The following is a 23,964-nucleotide window of genomic DNA, read 5'->3' on the forward strand; positions in this document are numbered from 1 at the left end:
ATGCGCATGCGGGTCAAAGACATGCCGGCGGCCGACCGCCCGCGGGAACGGCTGTGGCTCCACGGCGCGGAGGCGCTCGCTGACCGAGAACTACTCGCTCTTCTTCTGGGCTCAGGCATTCCGGGGCAGGACGCGGTCCAGCTGGCCGGCGAGCTCCTCGCGGCGCACGGCGGGCTCCGCGGCCTGGCTCAGGCAGACCCTCAAGCCCTCGTGCAGCTCCCCGGGATGGGCCAAGCGAAAGCGGTACGGGTCGCGGCGGCCTTTCAACTGGCCCGCCGCCTGCAGAACTCGGACCTGCACAGCCCTGACCGTGTCACGACCACTGCCGACCTCGCCGCGATCACCGCACCACTGCTACGCGGACTGCGCCACGAACGCGTAATCGTCGTGGCCTGCGACACGTCCGGCAAGGTCCTCCGGATCGCCCGCCTGACAGACGGCGCCACGGACCGCAGCCTGATCCCGGTGCGCGACACTCTCGCCCTGGTCCTGTCGGCTGGCGCTTCGTCCTTCGGCGTGGCCCACAACCACCCCTCGGGCAACCCCGAACCGAGCATGGCCGACCGACAGGTGACCGACCGCCTGCGGGATGCGGCGCAGACGGTCGGACTACGGTTCCTTGATCACGTGGTCGTGACGCACAGCGCCTGGCGCCGGGTCACAGGCTAGAGACAAGAGCGGCATTGAGGACCGACGGCCGCAGCAGGTCGAGCGCACGCTGCGCATATTCGCCGCTCAATCCACTGGCAATGGAATCGAGCACTTCCGCCGCTCGATCCTGCGCAGCACGGGAGGGTAGCGGGATCTCAATTTCTTCGAAACGCTTGCGTCCTAGCGTGCGATTTCGATCCGCACCTCCGGGCGAAGCAGCTGCAACTTTCGCTAGCCCTTCACGAGACAGCAAGTAGTGGCGCAGATAGCTAATGTTGACCCGACCATCCACTGGGAGGTATGTCAGGAATCTATTGGATGCGATGTAATTTTCAGAATCGGTCGCCGAAGTCACACCGATGGCCCCTTCCCACGCCTTGATGTTACTCAAAATGAGCGCATTCGCCGGGAAGTTGAAGTAATTTAGTTTACTAACTTTCGAACCTAGCGCGCTCGGGTAACGGATGATCCCCTTCCCGAACGAACGCATGCCGATAACGCGATACGATCCATCCTCCTCGATATCAATCGGCGTACGCTTGAGTCGCAGGACATCTCCGATGCGAACATTTTCGACCTGGCGTCTAGCGGTTGGCTCAGATGGCGGGAAAGCCAACTTTTCACGAAGGGCCTTCAAGAATCTCAAGACCTCTTCCTCACCTTTGATGAGGTCATCCACAAGAGCCACGGGCGAGCGGTGCTCTAGCTCTTCGTCAGCGTGTGGATTGATTAGGTCGAGATTGAACCCCGACGCCTCGATTTCGTTTGCATCGACCTTCCAAGCGTACTCATTTGAGGTACGCCCTACCCGGGTTTCTCCTCCCCACCATCTTACGCAATCAGCAAATTCTTCATATTCCATCGGCTTAGTCTTCGAGTAGCCGCGTCGCCCCACCGGCAGGGGGATCTCGTAGAACCAAGTCTCCTTCGTCGAGCCACCCTTCTCGAAGAAGAGCAAATTCGCGGGGATCTGCGTGTATGGGGCGAAGACGCCCTGAGGGAGGCGCACAATCGTATGCAGGTTGCACTCCCGCATCAGCTTCTGCTTGATCTTTGCGCCCACGCCGCCGCCGAAGAGCACGCCGTTCGGCAGGACAATCGCGCAGCGGCCGCCGGGCTTGAGTCGCTCGATGACGGAGTAGAGGAAGAGCCAGGCTGTCTCGTGCGTTCCGACACCAGCCGAGTCGAAGGCAGCCGCTACCGACTTCTCCTCCTCACCGCCGAACGGAGGGTTGGTGAGCACCATGTTCACGCGGTGCCTTGGGCTGCTCTCCTCCCGCATCTTGCGCAGCGCGTTCGTGCGGATCACGTTCGGCGCGTCGATCCCGTGGAGGAGAAGGTTCATCATGCCGAGCAGATACGGGAGCGGTTTCTTCTCCATGCCGCGGATATTGTGGTGTAGTTCGGCCAGTTCCGCCTGGGAGCGCGGGAGCTCCTTCAGCTCCTCGTAAGCCTCCACGAGGAAACCGCCCGTACCGCAGGCCGGGTCGAGGATGGACTCGCCCAGCTTGAGGAAGCTCTGTTCCACCATGAACCGGATCACCGGTCGCGGGGTGTAGAACTCGCCCGAGTCACCTGCGGCGTCCCGCATCTCCTTCAGGATTGATTCGTAGACGAAGGCCATCGTGTGGATGTCATCAGCGGAGTCAAAGTTGATGTCGTTGACTACGTTGACGAGGTCGCGCAGCAAGGTGCCCGAGAGCATCCGGTTGTTGACGTCCTGGAAGATGGTGGAGATCACATTCCTGGGATCTCCCTCCTCATCGCTTTTTAGGTCACGCAGATACGGGAGAAGTTTCATGTTGACGAAGTCGAGGAACTCCTTCCCCGTAAATTCGGTTCTTGCTCCCCAGCTCTTCCAGTCGTATGGCGGCTGGATCACGCGCTCGTAGCCAAGGATCTCCGCCTCCCGCTCCTCCTCCACGCACACATCAAAGGCTCGGAGGAACAGAATCCACGTCAGCTGAGGCAGGCGGTCCAGGTCACCGTTGAGGCCGGCGTCCTTGCGCATGATGTCGCGCGCCGACTTGATGGCCGACTGAAGTTCCGCGCGGGTTCGCTTCTTGGGCTGGGCGGGTACGTCAATGGCCAATTGGTTGGTGGTGTCCTGCGGCGGCATCAGTCTTCCGTTCCGGTGGAGGCGTTCACAACTCGCGCCCAGAATTCGCGCACTGCGGTCAGCGCGCCGTCCAAGGTCGCTGTGGTCTCAGTCAGTCCGTAGGCGAGGGGTGGGTACGTGTCCCGCCACAGCGGTGGTGGGTCGGGAATCAAATGTGGGACGGCATGCGTGTCCCGGATCGTGAAAACATGCCGCACCACGCCGTACAGCTCCACGTCGGCGGCCATGCCCGTCTCGATCAGCAGCACGAGGTCAGCCAGGTCCTTGACCCTCGTATTGGGACGGTCACCGTATTCACGTGTGAGGGCATGGAGCTTTTCAGCGAAGTGCTGCCGCCGGTCCACCGCCTCGATCGTCCGGGCGGGGATTCCGGCGAAGTCCAGTGCACCGAGGAGCGGCAGGGGCTCCGTGGCCGCCACCTCCTCGCCGCGGGCGGCGACGTCGATCCGGACACCGGCGAAGGACTTACCGCCAAGGCCGGCTTCGATGGAGAACCTCCACGCCGGGCGCCCCCCGGTATCAGCGGCCAGCTCCACCGGCGCGGGAACCCGGAAGGTGAACCAGTCCCCGTCTGGGTCTTCTGCGAGCGCATCGAGCAGTGCCTCGCGAAGCGGGCCGCCAGTCAGTCCCGTTTCCCGGATGGCGAGGTCCATGTCCTTGGTCGCTCGGGCCCGATTCCGGAGCCGGAACTCAAGCGCGGCCCCGCCCTTGAGGATCCACTCGGCCTCCGAGTCTGCCGAGAGCCGTGCAGCGATACGGTCGAAGACCACTCGGCGGCGCAGACGTCCCAGATCTGTTGCTTCAGTCTCCGACTGGCGCTTCAGCCTGGCTTCCAGTGCCCTACGGAGTGCGACAGCGTCCTGGTACCGCTTCTCCTTCACCCCGTCACTTCCCTCAGCGCGCGCTCTACACCGAGTTCGGCTCGCGCTCCGAGTTCCTGGGCGGCGTACAAGAGACGGCGTCGGGTGGTCAGGCCCCGCGAGAGGGCGTCGTTCACTGCGGAGTCGACTACGTCTTGATCGACCGCGTCAGCCGCGCTCTCCGTGATGGCCCGCAGGGGTGTGGTGACCTTGAAACCCTCGTGCTGTTCGATGTCCGCAGCGCCGAGAGTGGCGCGGTGGAGGACGACAGCCGAGTCCTTAGCACGAAAGCTCGGAGGTACGGTCAGGTGGATCTCCGCCGGGTTGGCGATGCCCAGGTCGTGTACAGCAAGGGCCGTCGTGTGTGACACCACGGCCTGGTCCCGGCTCCAGAGGGACCAGCGGACCAGGTGGTCAGTGTCGGTGCTCGGCAGGTCGAGATACTCGCGGAAGCGGTAGATGCCGCGGTCGATGCGGATCCAGTTGCGCCGACCGACGTGGAAGTGCTGGGCCTGGTAGGAGTAGCCGGCCTTGAGCGCCTGGGCAGCCGTGAAGTAGCCGCGTTGGCTGGCGGCGGTGCGCCATAGACGGTCGCGAGTCGTGTCATCACCGAGCACCGTGAGAGCGTAGCAGAAATACTCTTCCTAGTTTCCTTTAGCTTCACGCAGCTCGATACGCGAAACTAAAAGCAGGATGTAGTTACGCAACGTCGAAGATCCGCTTAGCCAGGTCGTCGATCGCCTCGTGCATCTGCGGCGCCCCGCCGAACCGCGCGGCCAGCTGCCGGACCGTACCCAGCTGCCGGAAGGGTGGTACGCGCAGCGCGCTGGCCTCCAGCTCGGTGGCACCCTTCTCGGTGAAGCGGTCCAACAGCACGTCCAGCACCTCACGCGCCTCAGGTGCGAAGCTCTTGAGGAACTGATCGTGCTCACGGCGTACCCGGTGGGCCCGCTCGGACCGGCTGATCAGGGGCAGCTCCCAGGCCGCGTTGATCAGCAGATCAATGGGGTCGGCCTCGGGGTGGTCGAGCTTGCGCAGCAGGTCCTCCTCCGTGATGCCGATCTCTTCGCTGTTCAGGCGCTCGCGCAGGATGTTGCGACTCTTGGCGGTGGCCCACTGCGTCCTCAGATCCGTCGGCGACAGCTTCAGCTCCAGCACTCGGTCATGCACGTATTCCCGGTAGTGGACCATGCGCATGGACTGGCCGTCAGGGTGCAGCTGGTAGTGCATGTCATTCCAGACGAAGACCTCCACGCCGTTGACGTAGATGCGCCGGGTGCCGCGACTCTGGATCTCATCGACGCGATCCTCGTCCGTGATCACCGTCCCGTCGTCATCTGCGGGGAGTGTGCCTCCCTCCCCCGACTGGAAGTCCGCTTCGGGTTCTGCGACCTCTTCGGAGGGGCCGTCCGGGCTCTCCAGCTCTTCGCGCTCGATCAGCACTCCCTGCTGGTCTGTCCGGTCATTGATGACTCTCAGCGGCGGGCCGTCGAACTCGGGATCGTTGAACAGAAGAGTCGCATCAACGAAGTCGATGATGTCGAAGGACCCCTTGTCGATGTCCAGGCACAGCCGGGTGCCTCGCCCGATGATCTGCTTGAACTGCGGCATGGAGTTGATCCGGCGCACGATCACGATGTTGCGGGCCGAGGGGATGTCGACGCCGGTCGTCAGCATCTGGCTGGTCACGGCGATCACGGGCTCGTCGGTGTCATCCCGCCGGAACCGGTCCAGGAGCTCCCTTCCCGGCTTGCCGTCATCATCGGTGATCCGGCAGACATAGTCCGGGTAGCGCGCGACGAGGTCGAGGTTCGCCTGGTTGAGTGCGGTGACCATGCGGTGTGCGTGATCGTTGTTCTCACAGAAGACGATCGTCTTCGCCATCCGGTCCGTATCGGCCAGGTAGTTCGTGAGGTACCGGGCTACTTCCTCGGTGCGTTCCTCAATGGCCAAGGCCTTCTCGTAGTGGCGCTGGGTATAGACCCGGTCCGGGATAGGGTTGCCGGAAGTATCGAGCTGCCCAGGTTCGGGCTTGAAGCCCGTCATGTCGACATTCAGGTGGACTCGCCGCAGACGGTACGGGGCCAGGAAGCCGTCCTCGATTCCGTCCTTCAGGGAGTACTCGTAGACCGGCTCACCGAAGTACCCGTAGGTATGCCGCCCCGAGTCCGCGATCGGCGTCGCGGTCAGTCCGAGTTGTACGGCCTCCGAGAAGTGGTCAAGGATGCCTCGCCATTTGCTTTCTTCGGCCGAGCTGCCGCGGTGGCATTCGTCCACGATGATCAGGTGAAAGTAGTCCGGACGGTACTGGCTGAAGAGCGCAGCTTCGTCCCCTCGGCTGCTGTCCAGCGACTGGTACAGCGCGAAGAATATCTGCCGCGCGCGCTGCACCCCTCCGCTGATCTTGTGGACGACGTCTCCGAAGACTGGCTCGAAGTAGTCGTCTTTCGGCTGGTCAACCAGGATGTTGCGATCAGCCAGGTAGAGCACACGGGGCTTCTCGCCTCCGTTCCACCCGCTCTCGCGCAGCTTTGAGACCAGCTGGAACGCAACCATGGTCTTGCCGGTGCCCGTGGCCAGCGTCAGCAGGATCCGCTTCTGCCCGCGGGCTATCGCCAAGAGGGCCTCGTTGACCGCTCGACGCTGGTAGTACCTGGGGCGTTTGGGGGTGAGATCGTTGTTGCGCAGGCGATGGTCGAACGGGGCGAGGATGAGCTCGCGCTCCAGATCGGTTGCGATCTCCTTCTCGCCGCAGTACCGCTGCCAAAGTTCCTCCGGAGGCGGGAACGACGACACCCGGTGCCGGTTGCCACCGATCTCGATCTCCCAGATCTCGATGCCGTTCGTGGCGTAAGCCACGGGCAGACCCAGTCTGCGGGCATACCGCTTGGCCTGCTCGATGCCGGCCGCGACATCGACACTCGTCCGCTTGGCCTCGACCACCGCGAGGGGCACGTCGTCACGGTACTCCAGAACGTAGTCCGCTATCAGCGCCCGCTCACGCCGATGCCGCCGCGGCGACACCACGAGCTTGCCATCGTTGATCGAATACTGCTCGCGGATCTGATCTTTGCTCCAGCCTGCCGCGGACAGCGCCGGCAGCACGAAGGCCCGGCACGTCTCCTGCTCGGTCAGTCCCCCTGCGCTCGTCATGCAAGATTCATACATCAGGGACAGAGGTAAGAAGGGTGAAAACTCGTCACCCGAGTAAGGAATCCGGGCTCCAGCGATCCGAAACGCCACCGTCCCGCCTCGTGTCCGCTCGCCGACCGCTGCGGCCTGCTCAACTGACGTGGCGGCTCGCCTCCGTCAAGCGGCAACCGAGAGCGCCCCACAACCAAGGCAGCACCTTGGACCGGCGTCCACCGATGGGCGGGCGCCGAAGCCCCCAACGCCCACGGCGGGCGAGTCGAGCAGCAGTTTGGAAAGACATCTGGCAGACAGGGTTGGAGCTGAACAGCGGCCAGGCCGCGCGCGGCCGACGCCCAGCCTCCGTTTCCTCGCGTCCACTGGATCTTGCTTTTCGACTCCGCTGGGTAACCTCCAGCAGACGAGCTCGTTCTGCATTACTTCAGGTCAGAAGCCTGGCAGGGGTGTCCGCACCTGCCGCGACACCTCGACCAGTACTCGTGAGCAGCGGATTCTCCTCCGTTGGACCCGAGGCGTTACTCAGGGTCATCGAAGATACGTTTCCGCAGGTCAAACCACGTGACTGGTGGGGCGGGTGGGACTCGAACCCACGGCCGACGGATTATGAGTCCGCTGCTCTAACCGGCTGAGCTACCGCCCCATAGCGGCGTGTCGCGTACAAGTGTGCGCGCCGTCTGCCGCAGCATAGCCGCTCATACGATCTCCTGCTTCGGATGGTCGGCTTCTGCGCTGCTCATGGCCTTGAGGACAGCGCCGCAGGCCGCGACGGTTCCCGGGGACATGAAAAAGGACCCCGGAGGGGTCCTCGTTCAGCGCTCCCCCGACTGGACTCGAACCAGTAACCTGCCGGTTAACAGCCGGCTGCTCTGCCAATTGAGCTACGGAGGACCGAAGCTCCCCCGACTGGACTCGAACCAGTAACCTGCCGGTTAACAGCCGGCTGCTCTGCCAATTGAGCTACGGAGGATCGCCTCGTTGCATCGAACGTACCTACCTGGGTATTCGCCAGGGGGCGGGCGCTCGCTGCGACACATACATTAGCGCAAGCAGGGGGGTGCTCCGCCAATCGGTATCCCCCGGCGCCAGCGCGACACCAGAAACCTACACACGGGAAGGGTGGCAGCCATGCGCTACCGGCTCACGTTCCTCGCCGGACTGGCCCTCGGTTACGTACTCGGCACGAGGGCCGGTCGAGAGCGCTACGAGCAGCTGAAGAAGTCGGCCCGCCGGATCGCGCAGAACCCCGCGGTGCGCAACACCGCCGAGACGGCCGCCCAGCAGGGCCGCGTCTACGCGGGCAAGGCCTTCCACACGGTCAGCGACAAGGTCGGCGACCGGGTCCCGGAGTCGGTGGCCCACCGGGTGCGCTCCCTGCGCGACCGCAACGGCGACGGCAGGACCGAGGACGACTGGGGCACGAGCAACACGTAAGGGGCACTCCCGGGAATGCGGCAAAATTCTCCGCATGGGGATAGTCGCCGGCTTGGACAGCTCACCGGACTTCACACGCATCGTGGTCTGCGACACCGACACCGGTGCCGTACTACGGCAGGGGTATGCCCCGCACCCGGTCGAGGGCCGGCCCAGCGACGTCGACCCGCAGGCCTGGCTGCTCTCGCTCGGTGAGGCAGCCGGCGGCGGCCTGCTGGAAGGCGTGCAGGCCATCGGCGTGTCGGCCCAGCAGAACGCGGTGATCCCGCTGGACGCCCAGGGCAACACCGTCCGCCCCGCGATGGTCGGCGGCGACAAGCGCGCCCAGGTCGCGGCCGCCGACCTCGTGGACGCGCTCGGCGGCCGGGAGGCCTGGGCGCAGGCGGTCGGAGCCGTCCCGCAGGCGGCCCAGCCGGTGACCAAGCTGCGCTGGCTCGCGAAGAACGAACCCGAGAACGCGCTGCGCACGGCCGTCCTGCTCCAGGCCCACGACTGGCTGGTGTGGCAGCTCCTCGGGCGGCCCGTGCGGCGGACCACCGACCGCGGCGGGGCCTCCGGCACCGGGTACTGGTCGGCGGCCACCGGCGCCTACCGGCCCGACCTGGTCGAACTGGCCCTCGGTCACCAGGCGGTGCTGCCGGAGGTGATCGGCCCCTCCGACGCGGCCGGTACGACCCCGGAGGGCCTGCTGATCTCCGCCGGCACCGGGGAGACCATGGCCGCCGCGTTCGGGCTCGGGATCGGGCTGGGGGACGCGGTCGTGTCCCTCGGGGCCTCCGGCTCCGTGATGGCCGTGCACCCGGAGGCGCTCACCGACCAGGCCGGGATGATCACCTCCCTCGCCGACGCCACCGGCATGCACCTGCCGGTCGTCACCACCCTGAACGCCGTGCGCGCCCTGCGCGGCGCCGCCGAGCTGCTCGGCCTGCCCGACCTGGAGAGCCTGTCCGAGCTGGCGATGAAGTCCACGCCGGGCTCGCACGGGCTGGTGCTGCTGCCGTATCTGGAGGGCGAGCGGACGCCGAACCTGCCGCACACCGCGGGGACCCTCGCGGGGCTGCGGCGCGAGTCGATGAAGCCCGAGCACCTGGCGCGGGCCGCGTTCGAGGGCATGCTGTGCGGCCTGGCCGACGCGCTGGACGTGCTGCGCGGGCGCGGCGTGGACGTGCGCCGGATCTTCCTGCTCGGCCCGGCCGCCGAGCTGCCCGCCGTACAGGCCGCGGCGCCCTCGCTGTTCGGCGTGCAGGTCGTCGTACCGCAGCCCGCGGACTACACGGCGATCGGCGCGGCCCGGCAGGCGGCCTGGGCGCTCGGTGTGTCGCAGGGCACACTCGACCCGCGCACCCCGCCGGCCTGGCAGGGCGCGGCGGCGCAGGTGCTGGAGCCCGGCGAGGAGCTGGCCGTGGGGCAGGCGGTGCGGCAGCAGTTCACGGCGGTGCGGGAGCAGACCCACCCTGGGGCGTTCCGTCCCTGAAGACCGGCGGGGGATTAACCAGTTGAGGTAACGCCGGTGGAGTGTCCGACGATAGGGGCCAAGGGCAACCGACCAGCCCCTGTCGCCGACTCCGAGAGACGTAGCGTGCTCATACGACTTCTGCGGACCTATCTCAGGCCCTACAAGAAACCCATCGCCCTGCTGGTGGTGCTGCAGTTCCTTCAGACCTGCGCCACCCTCTACCTGCCCACTCTGAACGCGGACATCATCGACAACGGTGTCGTGAAGGGTGACACCGGTTACATCCTGTCCTTCGGTGCCCTGATGATCGGCATCTCGCTGGTGCAGGTGGTGTGCAACATCGGTGCCGTGTACTACGGCGCCCGGACCGCTTCCGCGCTCGGCAGGGATGTGCGCGGCGCCGTCTTCGACCGGGTCCAGTCCTTCTCCGCGCGTGAGCTGGGTCACTTCGGGGCGCCCTCGCTCATCACCCGTACGACGAACGACGTGCAGCAGGTCCAGATGCTGGCCCTGCTGACGTTCACCCTGATGGTGTCGGCGCCCATCATGTGCGTGGGCGGCATCGTGCTGGCCCTCGGTCTGGACGTTCCGCTGTCCGGGGTACTGGTCGCGGTGGTACCGGTGCTCGGCATCTCGGTGACGCTCATCGTGCGCCGGCTACGCCCGCTGTTCCGCTCGATGCAGGTCCGGCTGGACACGGTGAACCGGGTGCTGCGCGAGCAGATCAGCGGCAACCGGGTGATCCGCGCCTTCGTCCGCGACGAGTACGAGCAGGGCCGGTTCGGGACGGCCAACGGCGAGCTGACCGACATGCAGCTGGCCACCGGCCGGCTGCTGGCCCTGATGTTCCCGATCGTCATGACGGTGGTGAACCTGTCGTCCATCGCGGTCGTCTGGTTCGGCGCCCACCGGATCGACAGCGGCGGGATGGCCATCGGTGACCTCACCGCGTTCCTCGCCTATCTGATGCAGATCGTCATGTCCGTGATGATGGCCACCTTCATGTTCATGATGGTGCCGCGCGCGGAGGTGTGCGCCGAGCGCATCCAGGACGTCCTGGGGACCGATTCGAGCGTCGTACCGCCGGCGGCCCCCGTCACCGAGCTGCGGGCGCACGGGCACCTGGAGATCCGGGGCGCGGGCTTCCGCTACCCGGGTGCCGAGGAGCCGGTGCTGAGGTCCATCGACCTGGTGGCCCGGCCGGGGCAGACGACCGCCGTGATCGGCTCCACCGGCAGCGGCAAGTCGACCCTGCTGGGTCTCGTCCCCCGGCTGTTCGACGCCACCGAGGGCGCGGTCCTGGTGGACGGCGTGGACGTGCGCGAGGTCGAGCCGCACCTGCTCGCCCGGACGGTCGGACTCGTGCCGCAGAAGCCGTACCTGTTCGCGGGCACCGTCGCGACCAACCTGCGGTACGGCAATCCGGACGCCACCGACGAGGAGCTGTGGCACGCGCTGGAGGTGGCGCAGGCCAAGGACTTCGTGCGGAAGCTGGAGGGCGGCCTGGACGCGCCGATCGCGCAGGGCGGCACCAACGTCTCCGGTGGCCAGCGGCAGCGGCTCGCCATCGCCCGCACGCTGGTGCAGCGCCCCGAGATCTATCTCTTCGACGACTCCTTCTCCGCGCTCGACTACGCCACGGACGCGGCCCTGCGCGCCGCGCTCGGCCGGGAGACCGCCGAGGCGACCGTCGTGATCGTCGCCCAGCGGGTGGCGACCATCCGGGACGCGGACCGGATCATCGTGCTGGACGAGGGCCGGGTGGTCGGTTCCGGCCGGCACGCCGAGCTGATGGCATCCAACGAGACCTACCGGGAGATCGTGCTCTCCCAGCTGACGGAAGCGGAGGCCGCCTGATGGCCGGGCCCATGGGACGCATGATGGCCGGGGGCGGCCCCGACCAGCGCTCGATGGACTTCAAGGGGTCGGGCAAACGGCTCGTCGCCCAGTTCAAACCGGAACGCCTCACGATCTACGGCCTGCTGCTGTGCGTGGTCGTCAGCGTGAGCCTGAGCGTCATCGGCCCGAAGATCCTCGGCCGGGCCACCGACCTGGTGTTCGCGGGCATCGTCGGCCGGCAGTTCCCGGCCGGCGCCACCAAGGAGCAGGTCCTCGACTCCCTGCGCGAGCGTGGCCGGGGCGGGATCGCGGACGTGCTGGGGGGCACCGACTTCACGCCCGGCAAGGGCATCGACTTCGACGCCGTCGGGCACGTCCTGCTGCTCGCGCTCGGTGTGTTCCTGGTCGCCGGCCTGCTGATGGCGGTCGCGACGCGGCTGGTCAACCGGGCCGTGAACCGCACGATGTACCGGCTGCGGGAGGACGTGCAGGCCAAGCTGTCGCGGCTGCCGCTGTCGTACTTCGACAAGCGCCAGCGCGGTGAGGTGCTGTCCCGGGCGACCAACGACATCGACAACGTCGGGCAGACGCTCCAGCAGTCGATGGGGCAGCTGATCAACTCGGTGCTGACCATCGTCGGCGTGCTCGTGGTGATGTTCTGGGTGTCCTGGCTGCTGGCGCTGGTGGCGCTGGTCACCGTACCGCTGTCGTTCGTGGTAGCCACCCGGGTCGGCAAGCGGTCGCAGCCGCACTTCGTGCAGCAGTGGCGCACCACCGGCCAACTGAACGCGCACATCGAGGAGATGTACACCGGGCACACCCTGGTGAAGGTGTTCGGGCGGCAGGAGCAGTCGGCCCGGCAGTTCGCCGAGCAGAACGAGGCGCTGTACCAGGCCGCGTTCAAGGCGCAGTTCCACAGCGGTGTGATGCAGCCGCTGATGATGTTCGTGTCGAACCTGAACTATGTGCTGGTGGCGGTCGTCGGCGGTCTGCGGGTCGCGTCCGGCGCGCTCTCCATCGGTGACGTGCAGGCCTTCATCCAGTACTCGCGGCAGTTCTCGATGCCGCTGACGCAGGTCGCGTCGATGGCGAACCTGGTGCAGTCCGGTGTCGCCTCGGCCGAGCGGATCTTCGAACTCCTGGACGCGGAGGAGCAGGAGGCGGATCCGGTGCCGGGCGAGCGGCCCGGGGAGCTGCGCGGGCGGGTGCGCCTGGAGCACGTGTCGTTCCGGTACGACCCCGAGAAGCCGCTGATCGAGGACCTGTCGCTCACGGTGGAGCCGGGGCACACGGTGGCGATCGTCGGCCCGACCGGCGCGGGCAAGACCACGCTGGTCAACCTGCTGATGCGGTTCTACGACGTCTCCGGCGGCCGGATCACCCTGGACGGGGTCGACATCCGGACGATGACCCGGGACGAACTGCGGTCCGGGATCGGCATGGTGCTCCAGGACACCTGGCTGTTCGGCGGCACCATCGCGGAGAACATCGCGTACGGCGCCTCGCGCGAGGTCACGCGCGGGGAGGTCGAGGAGGCGGCCCGGGCGGCCCACGCGGACCGCTTCATCCGCACCCTGCCCGACGGCTACGACACCGTCATCGACGACGAGGGCACGGGCGTCAGCGCCGGTGAGAAGCAGCTGATCACCATCGCGCGGGCGTTCCTGTCCGACCCGGTGATCCTGGTGCTGGACGAGGCGACGAGTTCCGTGGACACGCGCACGGAGGTGCTGATCCAGAAGGCGATGGCCAAGCTGGCGGCCGGACGGACGTCGTTCGTGATCGCGCACCGGCTGTCGACCATCCGGGACGCGGACACGATCCTCGTGATGGAGAACGGGTCCATCGTCGAACAGGGCGCGCACGAGGAGCTGTTGGCGGCGGACGGGGCCTACGCCCGGCTGTACAAGGCCCAGTTCGCGCAGGCGGTGGCCGAGGTGGACTAGGCACGGGGGGCCGTCGCGCGGCGGCGGCCCCTCAGTCCAGGTAGCCCCTCAGCTGGTCCGCGAACGCGTGGTCCCGGAGCTTGTTCAGCGTCTTGGACTCGATCTGCCGTATCCGTTCGCGGGTCACGCCGAAGATGCGGCCTATCTCCTCCAGGGTGCGCGGGCGGCCGTCGACCAGGCCGTACCGGAGCTGGACGACCTTCCGCTCGCGCTCCCCCAGCGTGGACAGCACCGCTTCCAGGTGCTCGCGCAGCAGCAGGAAGGCGGCGGACTCGACAGGGCTCGTCGCGTCGCCGTCCTCGATGAGGTCGCCGAGGGCGACGTCGTCCTCCTCGCCGACCGGGGCGTGCAGCGACACCGGCTCCTGGGCGAGCCGCAGCACCTCGCCGACCCGCTCGGGCGGCAGGTCCAGATGGGCGCCGACCTCCTCCGCCGTCGGCTCGTAGCCGCACTCCTGGAGCATCCGCCGCTGGACCCGCACGACCCGGTTGATCAGCTCCACGACATGGACCGGGACCCGGATGGTGCGGGCCTGGTCGGCCAGCGCCCGGGACATGGCCTGCCGGATCCACCAGGTGGCGTAGGTGGAGAACTTGTAGCCGCGCGCGTAGTCGAACTTCTCCACGGCCCGGATGAGCCCGAGGTTGCCCTCCTGGACGAGGTCGAGCATGGTCAGGCCGCGGCCGACGTACCTCTTGGCCACGGAGACGACGAGCCGCAGGTTCGCCTCGATGAGCCGGCGCTTGGCCATGCGGCCCATGACGACGAGCCGGTCCAGGTCCAGCGCGAGTTCGCTGTCCAGGTCGGGGGTGGTGCCGAGCTTCTCCTCCGCGAACAGGCCGGCCTCCACCCGGCGGGCCAGTTCGACCTCCTCGGCGGCGGTGAGCAGCGGGATGCGGCCGATCTCGCGCAGGTACTGGCGGAACAGGTCGGCGGAGGGACCGCCGGATTCGACCCGGGCGACGGCCGGGACCTCGACGGGTTCCTCGGGTTCGTCCGCGAGCGCGTCGGCGGGCGGTTCCGCCTCGGGACGCAGGGCGGCACGGCTCTGCGGGGGCACGGCAGCGAGGACGTCCGCCTCCGCGTCCGGCTCGTCCGCGGTGATGCCGGTGGCGCTGGTGCTGCTGTCGGTCTGGGTGAGGGTCTGGGTCTGCACGGGGGCGACCTCCAGGATGATCGCTGCTGAAGGTGTGCGGCAGCGTGCGCTCCGAGGCTCGGGCACCGCCCCCAGTGTGGAGTACGACACAACCCCGCCACGAGGGTCGTGCCGTGACTTTTTGCGTCCGGTCCGTCACCGGTCGGTTACTCGTCTCGTTGGACTATGCGATTGGCAACTGCGGGGCCTTGGGCCCGGCCGGCTTGGGGGAGGATGGAAGGCATGAGCGAGATCGGGTACAGCGGCGCGCGGACATGCAGGTGATCCGGGCCCTACGGGATACACAGCTGGAGCACGGCAAAGCGCTGGAAGCACACACCAAGACCCTCCAGGAGCACGGCAAGCTGCTCGGCGCCCTGGTCTCCGGTCAGGTGGCGATGATGGAGCAACTCCAGGCCATCACCGACCACCTCGGCGTCACCCCGCCCGGACAGCCCCGCGACCAGGGCTAGCCCCCGCTACAGCGCCTCCGCGCCCCGCTCGCGCAGCGCCTGGTCGTACTGCTGGAGGATCCACAGCTCGTTCTGTACGGCGGCCAGCTGGGCCGGGTCGCCGGCGGTGGACAGGCGGGTCATCTGGGACTGGATGTCGCGGATGCGGCGTTCCACGGCGCGGCGGCGGATCTGGACGAGGACCGTGCCGGCGTACGTCTCGTCCACCGTGCGGCGCAGGATCGGCTCGACGGCCAGCTCCGTGACCATCGCGCGCACGGTGTCGTCGGGCGCCGCCTCACGGACGCGGACCAGGTACTCCTGCGGGTCGGGCACGCCGTACTCGGCGCCGCCCGCCTCCGCGACGGCCTGGCGCACGGCGGCGTACGGCGGGGCGGTGAACTCGTCCACGCCGTAGGCGTCGAAGGCCGGGGAGACCAGTTCGGGGCGCTGGAGGGCGAGTTTGAGCAGTTCGCGTTCGGCGGCGAAGACCGGGTTGCGCAGGGTCAGGGCGGGCCCGGAGTTCGCGGGGCGGGGCGCCTGCGCCCACTGGTCGTCGGCCGGGCGGCGCCGGTCCTGCTGCTGGGGGCCCTTGCCGTCGCGGGCCCAGCGGGCCAGCTGCGCCACCCGGCGGACCACGAACTGGGTGTCGAGGATGCCGAGCATGCCGGCCAGCTCGACGGCGACCTCGTGCTGGGCACCGCTGTTCTTGATCCGGGCGACGATCGGCGCGGCCTCGTCCAGCGCCGCCGCGCGGCCCGCCGGGGTGTCCAGGTCGTAGCGGCTCACGATCTGGCGGAGCGCGAACTCGAAGAGGGGCGTGCGCGGTTCGACGAGGTCCGCCACCGCCTCGTCGCCCTTGGCGAGGCGCAGGTCGCACGGGTCCATGCCGTCCGGTGCGATGGCGATGTACGTCTCGGCGGCGAACTTCTGGTCGTCCTCGAAGGCGCGCAGGGCGGCCTTCTGCCCGGCCGCGTCACCGTCGAAGGTGAAGATCACCCGGGCCGAGCCGTTGTCCATCAGCAGCCGGCGCAGGATCTTGATGTGGTCGCCGCCGAAGGCCGTACCGCAGGTCGCGATGGCCGTCGGCACGCCGGCGAGGTGGCAGGCCATGACGTCGGTGTAGCCCTCGACCACCACCGCGCGGCTGCTCTTCGCGATCTCCTTCTTCGCCAGGTCGATGCCGTACAGCACCTGGCTCTTGCGGTAGATCGGCGTGTCGGGGGTGTTGAGGTACTTCGGGCCGTTGTCCGCCTCGTACAGCTTGCGGGCACCGAAGCCGACGACGTCGCCGCCGATGTCCCGGATCGGCCACATCAGCCGGCCCCGGAACCGGTCGATGGGGCCGCGGCGGCCCTCCTGGGACAGCCCGGAGAGGATCAGTTCCTTGTCGGTGAAGCCCTTGCCGCGCAGGTAGCGGGTCAGGTGGTCCCAGCCCTGGGGGCTGTAGCCGACGCCGAAGTGGACGGCGGCGGCCTGGTCGAAGCCGCGCTCCGCGAGGAACACCCGGCCGGTCTCGGCCTCGGGGCTGGTGGCGAGCTGCTCGGCGTACCACTGGGCGGCGATCTTGTGCGCCTCGACCAGGCGGATGCGCTCACCGCGCTGGTGGGCCGGGTTGTACCCGCCCTCCTCGTACCGCAGCGTGATGCCGGCCTGCGCGGCGAGGCGCTCCACCGCCTCCGAGAAGGAGAGGTGGTCCACCTTCATCACGAAGGTGATGGTGTCGCCGCCCTCCTGGCAGCCGAAGCAGTGGAAGAGACCCTTGCTCGGGCTGACCTGGAAGGACGGCGACTTCTCGTCGTGGAACGGGCACAGGCCCTTGAGGTTGCCGCCGCCCGCGTTGCGCAGCTGGAGGTACTCGGAGACCACGGCGTCGATCGGGACCGCGTCCCGTACCGCCTTCACGTCCTCGTCGTTGATCCGTCCTGCCACGCGTGAATTCTACGGGGGCGCGGTGACAGTCCCGGTGCTCGCGGAGGTCACGGGGCGAGGCTGTCGAGGGGTACGTGCGGGTCGGAGAGCGCCTCGACGTTCACCTGGGCCCGGGAACGGATGAGCTTCTGGATCGGCTCTGTGACATCCCACACGTTCACGTTCATCCCGGCCAGCACGCGTCGCTCCTTCACCCAGAACGCGATGAACTCGCGCTTGCCGGCGTCGCCCCGGATCACCACCTCGTCGTACGACCCCGGCGGCGCCCATCCGCTGTACTCCATGCCCAGGTCGTACTGGTCGGTGAAGAAGTACGGCACACGGTCGTAGACCGCTTCCTCGCCGAGCATCGCGCGCGCCGCCGCCGGGCCGCCGTTCAGCGCGTTCGCCCAGTGCTCGACGCGCAGCCGGGTGTCGAACAGGGCGAGCGGGAAGGACGCCACATCGCCGGCCGCGTAGATGTCGGGGTCGGACGTGCGCAGCCGTTCGTCGACGACGATGCCGCCGCCGTGCGCCCGGTCGGCGATCTCCAGGCCGGCCGCCTCCGCGAGGGCGACCCGGGGCGCCGCACCGATCGCCGCGAGGACGTCGTGCGCCGGGTGCTCCTCCCCGTCGTCCGTGCGGGCCGCGAGGACCACGCCGTCCTGGCCGACGATCTCGGTGAGCCGGACACCGAAGTGGAAGCGGACGCCGTGCTCGCGGTGCAGCTCGGCGAAGACGTTGCCCAGCTCGGGGCCGAGCACACCGTGCAGCGGGGTCGGTTCCGGTTCGATCACCGTGACCTCCGCGCCGTAGCCCCGGGCCGCCGCCGCGACCTCCAGGCCGATCCAGCCGGCGCCCGCGATCACCAGGTGCCCGTTGTCCCGGCCGAGGTGGTGCAGGACGCCCTTGAGGCGCTCGGCGTGCGCGAGGCGGCGCAGGTGGTGGACGCCCGCCAGGTCGGTGCCGGGGATGTCCAGGCGGCGCGGCTCGGCACCGGTGACCAGCAGCAGCTTGTCGTAGCGGACGATCGTGCCGTCGTCACCGAAGCGGACCGTCTTCGCCGCACGGTCGATCCGGTCCACGGTCTGGCCGAGGTGCAGCTCGACGTCGTTGCGCGCGTACCAGGCGGGCTCGTGCACGAAGACGCTGTCCCGCTCCTCCTTGCCGAGCAGAAACCCCTTGGACAGCGGCGGGCGCTCGTAGGGGTGGTCGCGTTCGTCGCAGATCAGTATCACGCGGCCGGTGAAGCCCTCCGTCCGGAGCGTCTCGGCCGCCTTCGCACCGGCGAGACCGCCTCCCACGATGACGAATGTCTGATCCGCGTCGACCACTTGATGCCTCCTCGTAAGGGTGCCGCCACATGCGAGCGTCCCGCACGCGGCGTGATGCGGGAAGAGGGTGTGACCCGATCAGGCCACGGGGGGTCATGTTCCTCTCACATATGCCCCGTAAGTCTCGCGTGCAGCGAGAGCGCCGAGGCGTCGGTCAGGGAGGCGATCTGGTCCACGATCACCCGCTTGCGCGCCTTGTCGTCGCCCGCCGCGTCGAACAGCGCCCGGAACTGGGGGTCCAGGCCCTCGGGCGCGCGGGCGGTCAGCGCCTCGGCCAGCTCGGCGACGATGACCCGCTGGTCGGCGCGGAGCCGCTCCTGCTCCGCGCGCTGCATCACATACCGGTCCGCGACCGCCTTGAGCACCGCGCACTCCATGCGGGTCCCCCGGGGTACGACGAGTTCGGCGTCGTAGCGGGTGAGCGGCCCGGTGCCCCACGCGGCGCGGGTGGCGGCCTCGGCGGCCAGGCAGAACCGGCCGATGAGCTGACTGGTGGCGTCCTTCAGCCGGGCCTGGGCGACCGCCGTGCCGTCGTAGCCGTGCGGCCACCACTCCTCGTCCTGGAGGCGGTCCAGGGCGGCGGCGAGTTCGGCGGGGTCGGTGTCCACGGGGACGTACCGGCCGACGGCGACCTCGAACACCGCCTGCCGTTCCGGCCCGGCGCGCAGGCAGTCGGGGTCGATGTGGCCGGCGTGCAGGCCGTCCTCGACGTCGTGCACCGAGTAGGCGACGTCGTCCGACCAGTCCATGACCTGTGCCTCGAAGCAGGTGCGGGTGCCGGGGGCGTGCCGTCTGACCCAGTCGAACACCGGGCGGTCGTCCTCGTACACGCCGAACTTCCGTGACGCCGGGTCGGTGGGGTGGGTGCCGCGCTGCCACGGGTACTTGGTGGCGGCGTCCAGGGTGGCGCGGGTCAGGTTCAGGCCGACGGAGCCGTCCGGGGTGAACCGTTTGGGCTCGATGCGGGTGAGGAGCCTGAGGGACTGGGCGTTGCCCTCGAAGCCGCCGCAGTCGTCGGCGAACTCGTTCAGCGCGGTCTCGCCGTTGTGGCCGAAGGGGGGATGACCGAGGTCGTGGGCGAGGCAGGCGGCCTCGACCAGGTCGGGGTCGCAGCCGAGGGCGGCGCCCAGTTCCCGGCCGACCTGGGCGCATTCGAGGGAGTGGGTGAGCCGTGTCCGGGGGCTGGCGTCCCAGGCCTGGCTCCTGGTGCCCGGGGTCACCACCTGCGTCTTGCCGGCGAGACGCCGCAGGGCGGCGGAGTGCAGGATGCGGGCGCGGTCGCGCTGGAAGGCTGTGCGGCCGGGGCGTTTGTCGGGTTCCGGGGCCCAGCGCTCGACTGACGTCGGGTCGTATGCCGTGGAGAGTGCGGTGCCTTCCATGGGTCGACAGTAAGCCCAATCGCCCGCCGTGTTCGGTTTCGCCGGCGGGGGCGGGTGCGTTGTGGCCCTTCAGGCAGCCGCCTTGGACCGTTCCGCCAGGCTCTGGTCGTAGCGGTGCAGGACCAGACGCGCCATCGCCTCGTGGGCGCCCAGGGGTGCCGCAGCGATCCACGGCGCCGCTTGCGCGCACTGGGTCGCGAAGCGGCCCGGGGCCGTGAAGTACGACGCCGTCGCCACCCGGTGCCGGCCGCGTGCCGCCAGTGCGCGCACCGCCGTCGGAACCGTCGGGGTCGCCGCCGAGGCGTAGGCGGGAATCACCGGGACGCCCAGGCGGGCGGAGAGGAGGCGGGCCGTGTGGCGGGTGTCCGTGGCCGAGTCGGGGTCGCGGGAACCGGCCGCGGCGAGGACGACCGCGGTCTCGCGGCGGGCGGTGTCGTCCATGGCCGCCGGCCAGCCGGCCTCCAGGAGGCGGGCGTGCAGGGCCTCGGCGAGGAGGGGGTGGGGGCCGAGCGGGGCGGCCACGTGTGCGCGGACCGGTGAGGCCGCCGCCATCTCGGGGATGTCCTGCTTGACGTGGTAGCCCCGGCCGAGGAGGAGCGGGACCAGGACGGCCGGGGTGTCACCGAGGGCGGCGAGGGTGTCCGGGAGCAGGGGCTCGTTCAGCTCGATGTGGCCCAGGTGGACGGGGAGGCCGGGGCGCAGCGCGCGGACCCGGTCCATGAGGGCCCGTACGGTGGTGAGCGCCCGGGGGTTCCGGCTGCCGTGGGCGACCAGCACGAGGGCCGGCGGGGCCGGGCGGCGGCCGAGCGGGGAGCCGAGCCGGCCGCGGGTGCGAAGGGGGGTGGACGCCGTCATGGAAACGATCCTGACCGGGAGACGTTGCGTGCCCGTTGCACGGCCGTCACGGGTGTTTTCCGCGGGTTCACCGCGTACGGATGCACGGGGTGAGGCGAACCGGGACGGCGCCGGCGGCGTCCTCCCTGATCGGGAGCGATCACTGGGGGGGCCGTATGAGGATGCGTCGACCGCGATGGCCGCGCACGCGGACCGGGCAGCGGCGGCTGGTGCAGGCCGTGATGGCCGGGTGCGTGCTGGCGCTGCTGCCGTCGGCCTGGCTGTACGTGTCCACGGCGGACCGGCTGCGCACGACGGCGGACGTACCGCGCACCGAGGTCGCGGTGGTGTTCGGGGCGGGGCTGTGGAAGCAGGGGGAGCCGTCGCCGTACCTCGCGCACCGGCTGGACGCGGCGGCCACGCTGTACCGGGCGGGGCGGATCGAGGTGGTACTGGTCACCGGGGACAACAGCCGGGAGGACTACGACGAGCCCGACGCCATGCGCGCCTACCTCACCCGGCACGGGGTGCCGGACGCGCGGATCGTCAGCGACTACGCCGGGTTCGACACCTGGGACTCCTGTGTCCGGGCGAAGAAGATCTTCGGGGTGGACCGGGCGGTACTGATCAGCCAGGGCTTCCACATCCGGCGGGCGGTGGCCCTGTGCGAGGCGGCGGGGGTGGACTCGTACGGGGTCGGGGTGGCCGACAAGCACGACGTGACCTGGTACTACGGCGGGACGCGGGAGGTGTTCGCGGCGGGCAAGGCGGCGCTGGACGCGGTCTTCCAGCCGGATCCGAAGTTCCTGGGGCGGAAGGAACCGGGGGTCGCCAGGGCACTGGCGGGGACGAGGGACTGAGCCGATCGTCGACTTCGGCCAGGAGGACGCCTTCGCGCCGCGTGGCGGGTACCAGTGGCTGTCGTACCTGCTGATCGCCACCGGCTGGGTGCCGGCCACCACGATCGCGGCGGGTGTCACCCGCTCCCTGAGCCGGCAGCAGGGACGCCCCCGGGACCTCACGCCGTCGCCGGTCCGGCGGGGAGGTCGCCGTGCCGGGCGTGTAACCGGGGACGACCCGGGGCCGTAACACGTACGACGCACGCTGGGCGGCATGGAGAACACCTCGACGCCCACCCACTGCCCGTACTGCGCCTTGCAGTGCGGGATGAACATCACGCCCCTGCCCCAGGGGGGCGTCGAGGTCACCGAGCGCGCGGACTTCCCGGTGAACCGGGGCGCGCTGTGCGGCAAGGGCCGTACGGCGGCCGAGGTGCTGTCGCCCGCGGTGCGGCTGACCGCGCCGCTGGTGCGCGACGGCGGCCGGCTGGTGGAGGCGAGCTGGACCGAGGCGCTGGACCGGATCGCCGAGCGGCTCGGGGCGACGCGGGAGCGGTACGGCGCCGACGCGCTGGGCGTGTTCGGCGGGGGCGGGCTGACCAACGAGAAGGCGTACGCGCTCGGCAAGTTCGCGCGGGTGGTGCTGGGCACCTCGCAGATCGACTACAACGGCCGGTTCTGCATGTCGTCGGCGGCGGCGGCCGGTACGAAGGCGTTCGGTCTCGACCGGGGGCTGCCGTTCCCGCTGGAGGACATCCCGAGGACCGGGTGTGTGATCCTCGTCGGGTCCAACCCCGCCGAGACCATGCCGCCGTCGCTGCGGTTCTTCACGGAACTGCGGGAGAACGGCGGCACGCTGATCGTCGTCGACCCGCGCCGGACCCGGACCGCCGAGCAGGCGGACCTGCACCTCGCCCCCCGGCCCGGCACCGATCTCGCCCTCGCGCTGGGCCTGCTGCACCTGGTGGTGGCCGAGGGACGCACGGACGAGGAGTACATCCGGGAGCGGACCACCGGGTGGGAGGAGACCCGGGCCGCGGCGATGGCGCACTGGCCGGAGTACGTGGAGCGGATCACCGGGGTGCCGGTGCCGCAACTGCGCGCGGCGGTGCGGATGTTCTGCGAGCCGGAGGCGGCGATGGTGCTCACCGCGCGCGGACCGGAGCAGCAGTCCAAGGGCACGGACACGGTGGGCGCCTGGATCAACCTGTGCCTGGCGACCGGCCGTGCGGGCCGCCCCTTCTCCGGGTACGGCTGTCTGACCGGGCAGGGCAACGGGCAGGGCGGACGCGAACACGGGCAGAAGGCAGACCAGTTGCCCGGCTACCGCAAGCTGGACGACCCGGCGGCGCGGCGGCACGTGGCCGGGGTGTGGGGCGTGGACCCGGACAGCCTGCCGGGCCCCGGGCGCAGCGCGTACGAACTCCTCGACGCCCTCGGCACGGACGTCCGGGCGCTGCTGCTGATGGGCTCCAACCCGGTGGTGTCCGCCCCGCGCGCGGCCCACATCGAGCGGCGCCTGCGCTCGCTGGACTTCCTCGCGGTGGCCGACGTCGTCCTCTCGGACACGGCGGAGCTGGCGGACGTCGTGCTGCCGGTGACCCAGTGGGCGGAGGAGACGGGCACGACGACCAGCCTGGAGGGCCGTGTGCTGCTGCGCCGCCGGGCCGTCGCTCCCCCGCCCGGTGTCCGCAGCGACCTGTACGTCCTGCATGAGCTGGCCGACCGTCTCGGGGTGGAGAAGGGCTTCCCGGCCGACCCGGAGGAGGTCTTCGAGGAACTCCGCCGCGCGAGCGCCGGCGGCCCGGCGGACTACTCCGGCATCACCTACCGCCGCCTGGCCGAGGAGAACGGCGTCTTCTGGCCGTGCCCGGCGGGTTCGGGCGAGACGGGGGGTACCGGTGTGGCCGACGGCGCGGACGCGGTCCCGGACACGCTGCCCGACGGCCCGGCGGCGCACCCCGGCACCACCGCCGACGTGCCGCCCGCCCACCTCACGGCGGACGCCGGCACCCTGGCCGGCACCCGGCCGGCCCACCTCACCGCGGCAGCCGGGGTCACTGCGGCCGGCACCCCTGCCGACGCCCGCCCGCTGCCCGGCACCCCCGTGGCAGGCTCCGGCCCCGCCGGCGTGCATCCCGGCACCCCGCGCCTCTTCCTCGGCCGTTTCGCCACCCCGGACGGCCGGGCCCGGTTCGTGCCCGTGGTGCACCGGGCCACGGCCGAGGAACCGGATGCCGAGTACCCGCTGCTGCTGACCACCGGGCGGGTGGTGTCGCAGTACCAGTCGGGGGCGCAGACCCGGCGCGTGGCGGAGCTGAACGCGGCGGCGCCCGGCCCGTTCGTGGAGCTGCACCCGCGGCTCGCGGCCCGGCTGGGGGCGGCCGACGGTGATCCGCTGGCGGTGGTGTCCCGGCGCGGCCGGGCCGTGGCGCCCGCGCGGATCACCGCTGCCATCCGGCCGGACACCGTCTTCATGCCCTTCCACTGGCCGGGCGAGGGCCGCGCCAACACGCTCACCAACCCGGCCCTGGACCCGACCTCCCGGATGCCGGAGTTCAAGTCCTGCGCGGTGCGGGTGGAGGTCCTGGGTCCGGCGGACCAGTGAGGTCCGGTCCGCCGGACGGG

The 23,964-nt window shown here is 69.5% G+C and carries 17 protein-coding genes and 3 tRNA genes; 8 read left to right on the forward strand and 12 right to left on the reverse strand.

The window, feature by feature from the left end; all coding sequences use genetic code 11:
* Positions 1–669: a RadC family protein gene (gene radC / locus IE273_RS01030; RefSeq protein ID WP_229887028.1), complete on the forward strand. Its 669-nt coding sequence runs from the start codon at positions 1–3 to the stop codon at positions 667–669.
* Here the strand turns inward: radC and IE273_RS01035 are convergent.
* The 7 genes from IE273_RS01035 to IE273_RS01065 all read right to left on the reverse strand — a co-directional run bounded on the left by IE273_RS01035 (position 659) and on the right by IE273_RS01065 (position 7,747).
* Positions 659–2,770 carry an N-6 DNA methylase gene (locus IE273_RS01035; RefSeq protein ID WP_189813212.1) on the reverse strand — a complete coding sequence of 704 codons (2,112 nt, stop codon included), beginning with the start codon at positions 2,768–2,770 and terminating at the stop codon, positions 659–661. The two genes, radC and IE273_RS01035, sit on opposite strands and share 11 nt — an antisense overlap.
* Positions 2,770–3,651 carry a nucleotidyl transferase AbiEii/AbiGii toxin family protein gene (locus IE273_RS01040; protein WP_229887029.1) on the reverse strand — a complete coding sequence of 294 codons (882 nt, stop codon included), beginning with the start codon at positions 3,649–3,651 and terminating at the stop codon, positions 2,770–2,772. The genes IE273_RS01035 and IE273_RS01040 overlap by 1 nt, the downstream gene beginning before the upstream one ends.
* The gene (locus tag IE273_RS01045; RefSeq protein ID WP_189813213.1) at positions 3,648–4,247 is read right to left on the reverse strand and encodes a type IV toxin-antitoxin system AbiEi family antitoxin domain-containing protein; all 600 of its coding nucleotides are present in this window, start codon (positions 4,245–4,247) and stop codon (positions 3,648–3,650) included. Before IE273_RS01045 ends, IE273_RS01040 begins: the two co-directional genes overlap by 4 nt.
* A gap of 82 nt (positions 4,248–4,329) precedes the next feature.
* Positions 4,330–6,783 carry an EcoAI/FtnUII family type I restriction enzme subunit R gene (hsdR, locus tag IE273_RS01050; RefSeq protein ID WP_229887030.1) on the reverse strand — a complete coding sequence of 818 codons (2,454 nt, stop codon included), beginning with the start codon at positions 6,781–6,783 and terminating at the stop codon, positions 4,330–4,332.
* A 560-nt stretch (positions 6,784–7,343) separates the two neighbouring features.
* Positions 7,344–7,420: transfer RNA gene (locus IE273_RS01055), tRNA-Ile, on the reverse strand.
* A gap of 175 nt (positions 7,421–7,595) precedes the next feature.
* Positions 7,596–7,668: transfer RNA gene (locus IE273_RS01060), tRNA-Asn, on the reverse strand.
* Positions 7,669–7,674: 6 nt separating this feature from the next.
* A tRNA-Asn gene (locus tag IE273_RS01065) sits at positions 7,675–7,747 on the reverse strand.
* Between the two features lie 158 nt (positions 7,748–7,905).
* Between IE273_RS01065 and IE273_RS01070 the strand changes: the two genes are divergently transcribed.
* From IE273_RS01070 to IE273_RS01085, 4 genes are all read left to right on the forward strand, one after another.
* Positions 7,906–8,211 carry a YtxH domain-containing protein gene (locus tag IE273_RS01070; RefSeq protein ID WP_189813214.1) on the forward strand — a complete coding sequence of 102 codons (306 nt, stop codon included), beginning with the start codon at positions 7,906–7,908 and terminating at the stop codon, positions 8,209–8,211.
* Positions 8,212–8,245: 34 nt separating this feature from the next.
* On the forward strand, positions 8,246–9,685 hold the full coding sequence (locus tag IE273_RS01075) for a xylulokinase (protein WP_189813215.1): 1,440 nt from the start codon (positions 8,246–8,248) through the stop codon (positions 9,683–9,685).
* A 105-nt stretch (positions 9,686–9,790) separates the two neighbouring features.
* Positions 9,791–11,524, forward strand: coding sequence for an ABC transporter ATP-binding protein (locus IE273_RS01080; RefSeq protein ID WP_189813216.1), 1,734 nt, complete (start codon positions 9,791–9,793; stop codon positions 11,522–11,524).
* Positions 11,524–13,452 (forward strand): ABC transporter ATP-binding protein, encoded by a 1,929-nt coding sequence (locus tag IE273_RS01085; protein WP_189813217.1) that lies wholly within the window; start codon positions 11,524–11,526, stop codon positions 13,450–13,452. Before IE273_RS01080 ends, IE273_RS01085 begins: the two co-directional genes overlap by 1 nt.
* Positions 13,453–13,483: 31 nt before the next feature.
* Here the strand turns inward: IE273_RS01085 and IE273_RS01090 are convergent, their stop codons facing one another.
* Complete coding sequence (locus IE273_RS01090) at positions 13,484–14,683, reverse strand: RNA polymerase sigma factor (RefSeq protein WP_308437024.1); 1,200 nt, start codon at positions 14,681–14,683, stop codon at positions 13,484–13,486.
* Positions 14,684–14,862: 179 nt separating this feature from the next.
* Between IE273_RS01090 and IE273_RS01095 the strand changes: the two genes are divergently transcribed.
* Positions 14,863–15,060 (forward strand): hypothetical protein, encoded by a 198-nt coding sequence (locus tag IE273_RS01095; protein ID WP_229887031.1) that lies wholly within the window; start codon positions 14,863–14,865, stop codon positions 15,058–15,060.
* Positions 15,061–15,066: 6 nt separating this feature from the next.
* Here the strand turns inward: IE273_RS01095 and dnaG are convergent, their stop codons facing one another.
* The 4 genes from dnaG to IE273_RS01115 all read right to left on the reverse strand — a co-directional run bounded on the left by dnaG (position 15,067) and on the right by IE273_RS01115 (position 20,518).
* Positions 15,067–16,971: a DNA primase gene (gene dnaG / locus IE273_RS01100; RefSeq protein ID WP_189813219.1), complete on the reverse strand. Its 1,905-nt coding sequence runs from the start codon at positions 16,969–16,971 to the stop codon at positions 15,067–15,069.
* Positions 16,972–17,018: 47 nt separating this feature from the next.
* Positions 17,019–18,284, reverse strand: a complete 1,266-nt coding sequence (locus IE273_RS01105; protein WP_189813220.1) for an NAD(P)/FAD-dependent oxidoreductase — start codon at positions 18,282–18,284, stop codon at positions 17,019–17,021.
* Positions 18,285–18,388: 104 nt separating this feature from the next.
* The gene (locus tag IE273_RS01110) at positions 18,389–19,663 is read right to left on the reverse strand and encodes a deoxyguanosinetriphosphate triphosphohydrolase (protein WP_189813221.1); all 1,275 of its coding nucleotides are present in this window, start codon (positions 19,661–19,663) and stop codon (positions 18,389–18,391) included.
* Positions 19,664–19,732: 69 nt separating this feature from the next.
* Positions 19,733–20,518: a sirohydrochlorin chelatase gene (locus IE273_RS01115; RefSeq protein ID WP_189813222.1), complete on the reverse strand. Its 786-nt coding sequence runs from the start codon at positions 20,516–20,518 to the stop codon at positions 19,733–19,735.
* A gap of 155 nt (positions 20,519–20,673) precedes the next feature.
* On the opposite strand from IE273_RS01115, the gene IE273_RS01120 reads away from it, so the two are divergent.
* Both IE273_RS01120 and IE273_RS01125 read left to right on the forward strand, forming a co-directional pair.
* Complete coding sequence (locus tag IE273_RS01120; RefSeq protein ID WP_189813223.1) at positions 20,674–21,357, forward strand: SanA/YdcF family protein; 684 nt, start codon at positions 20,674–20,676, stop codon at positions 21,355–21,357.
* A 253-nt stretch (positions 21,358–21,610) separates the two neighbouring features.
* On the forward strand, positions 21,611–23,944 hold the full coding sequence (locus tag IE273_RS01125; protein ID WP_189813224.1) for a molybdopterin oxidoreductase family protein: 2,334 nt from the start codon (positions 21,611–21,613) through the stop codon (positions 23,942–23,944).
* The last annotated feature ends 20 nt before the right edge of the window (positions 23,945–23,964 follow it).

It is taken from the genome of Streptomyces olivaceoviridis, assembly GCF_014650115.1.
GTDB classification, from domain to species: domain Bacteria; phylum Actinomycetota; class Actinomycetes; order Streptomycetales; family Streptomycetaceae; genus Streptomyces; species Streptomyces olivaceoviridis.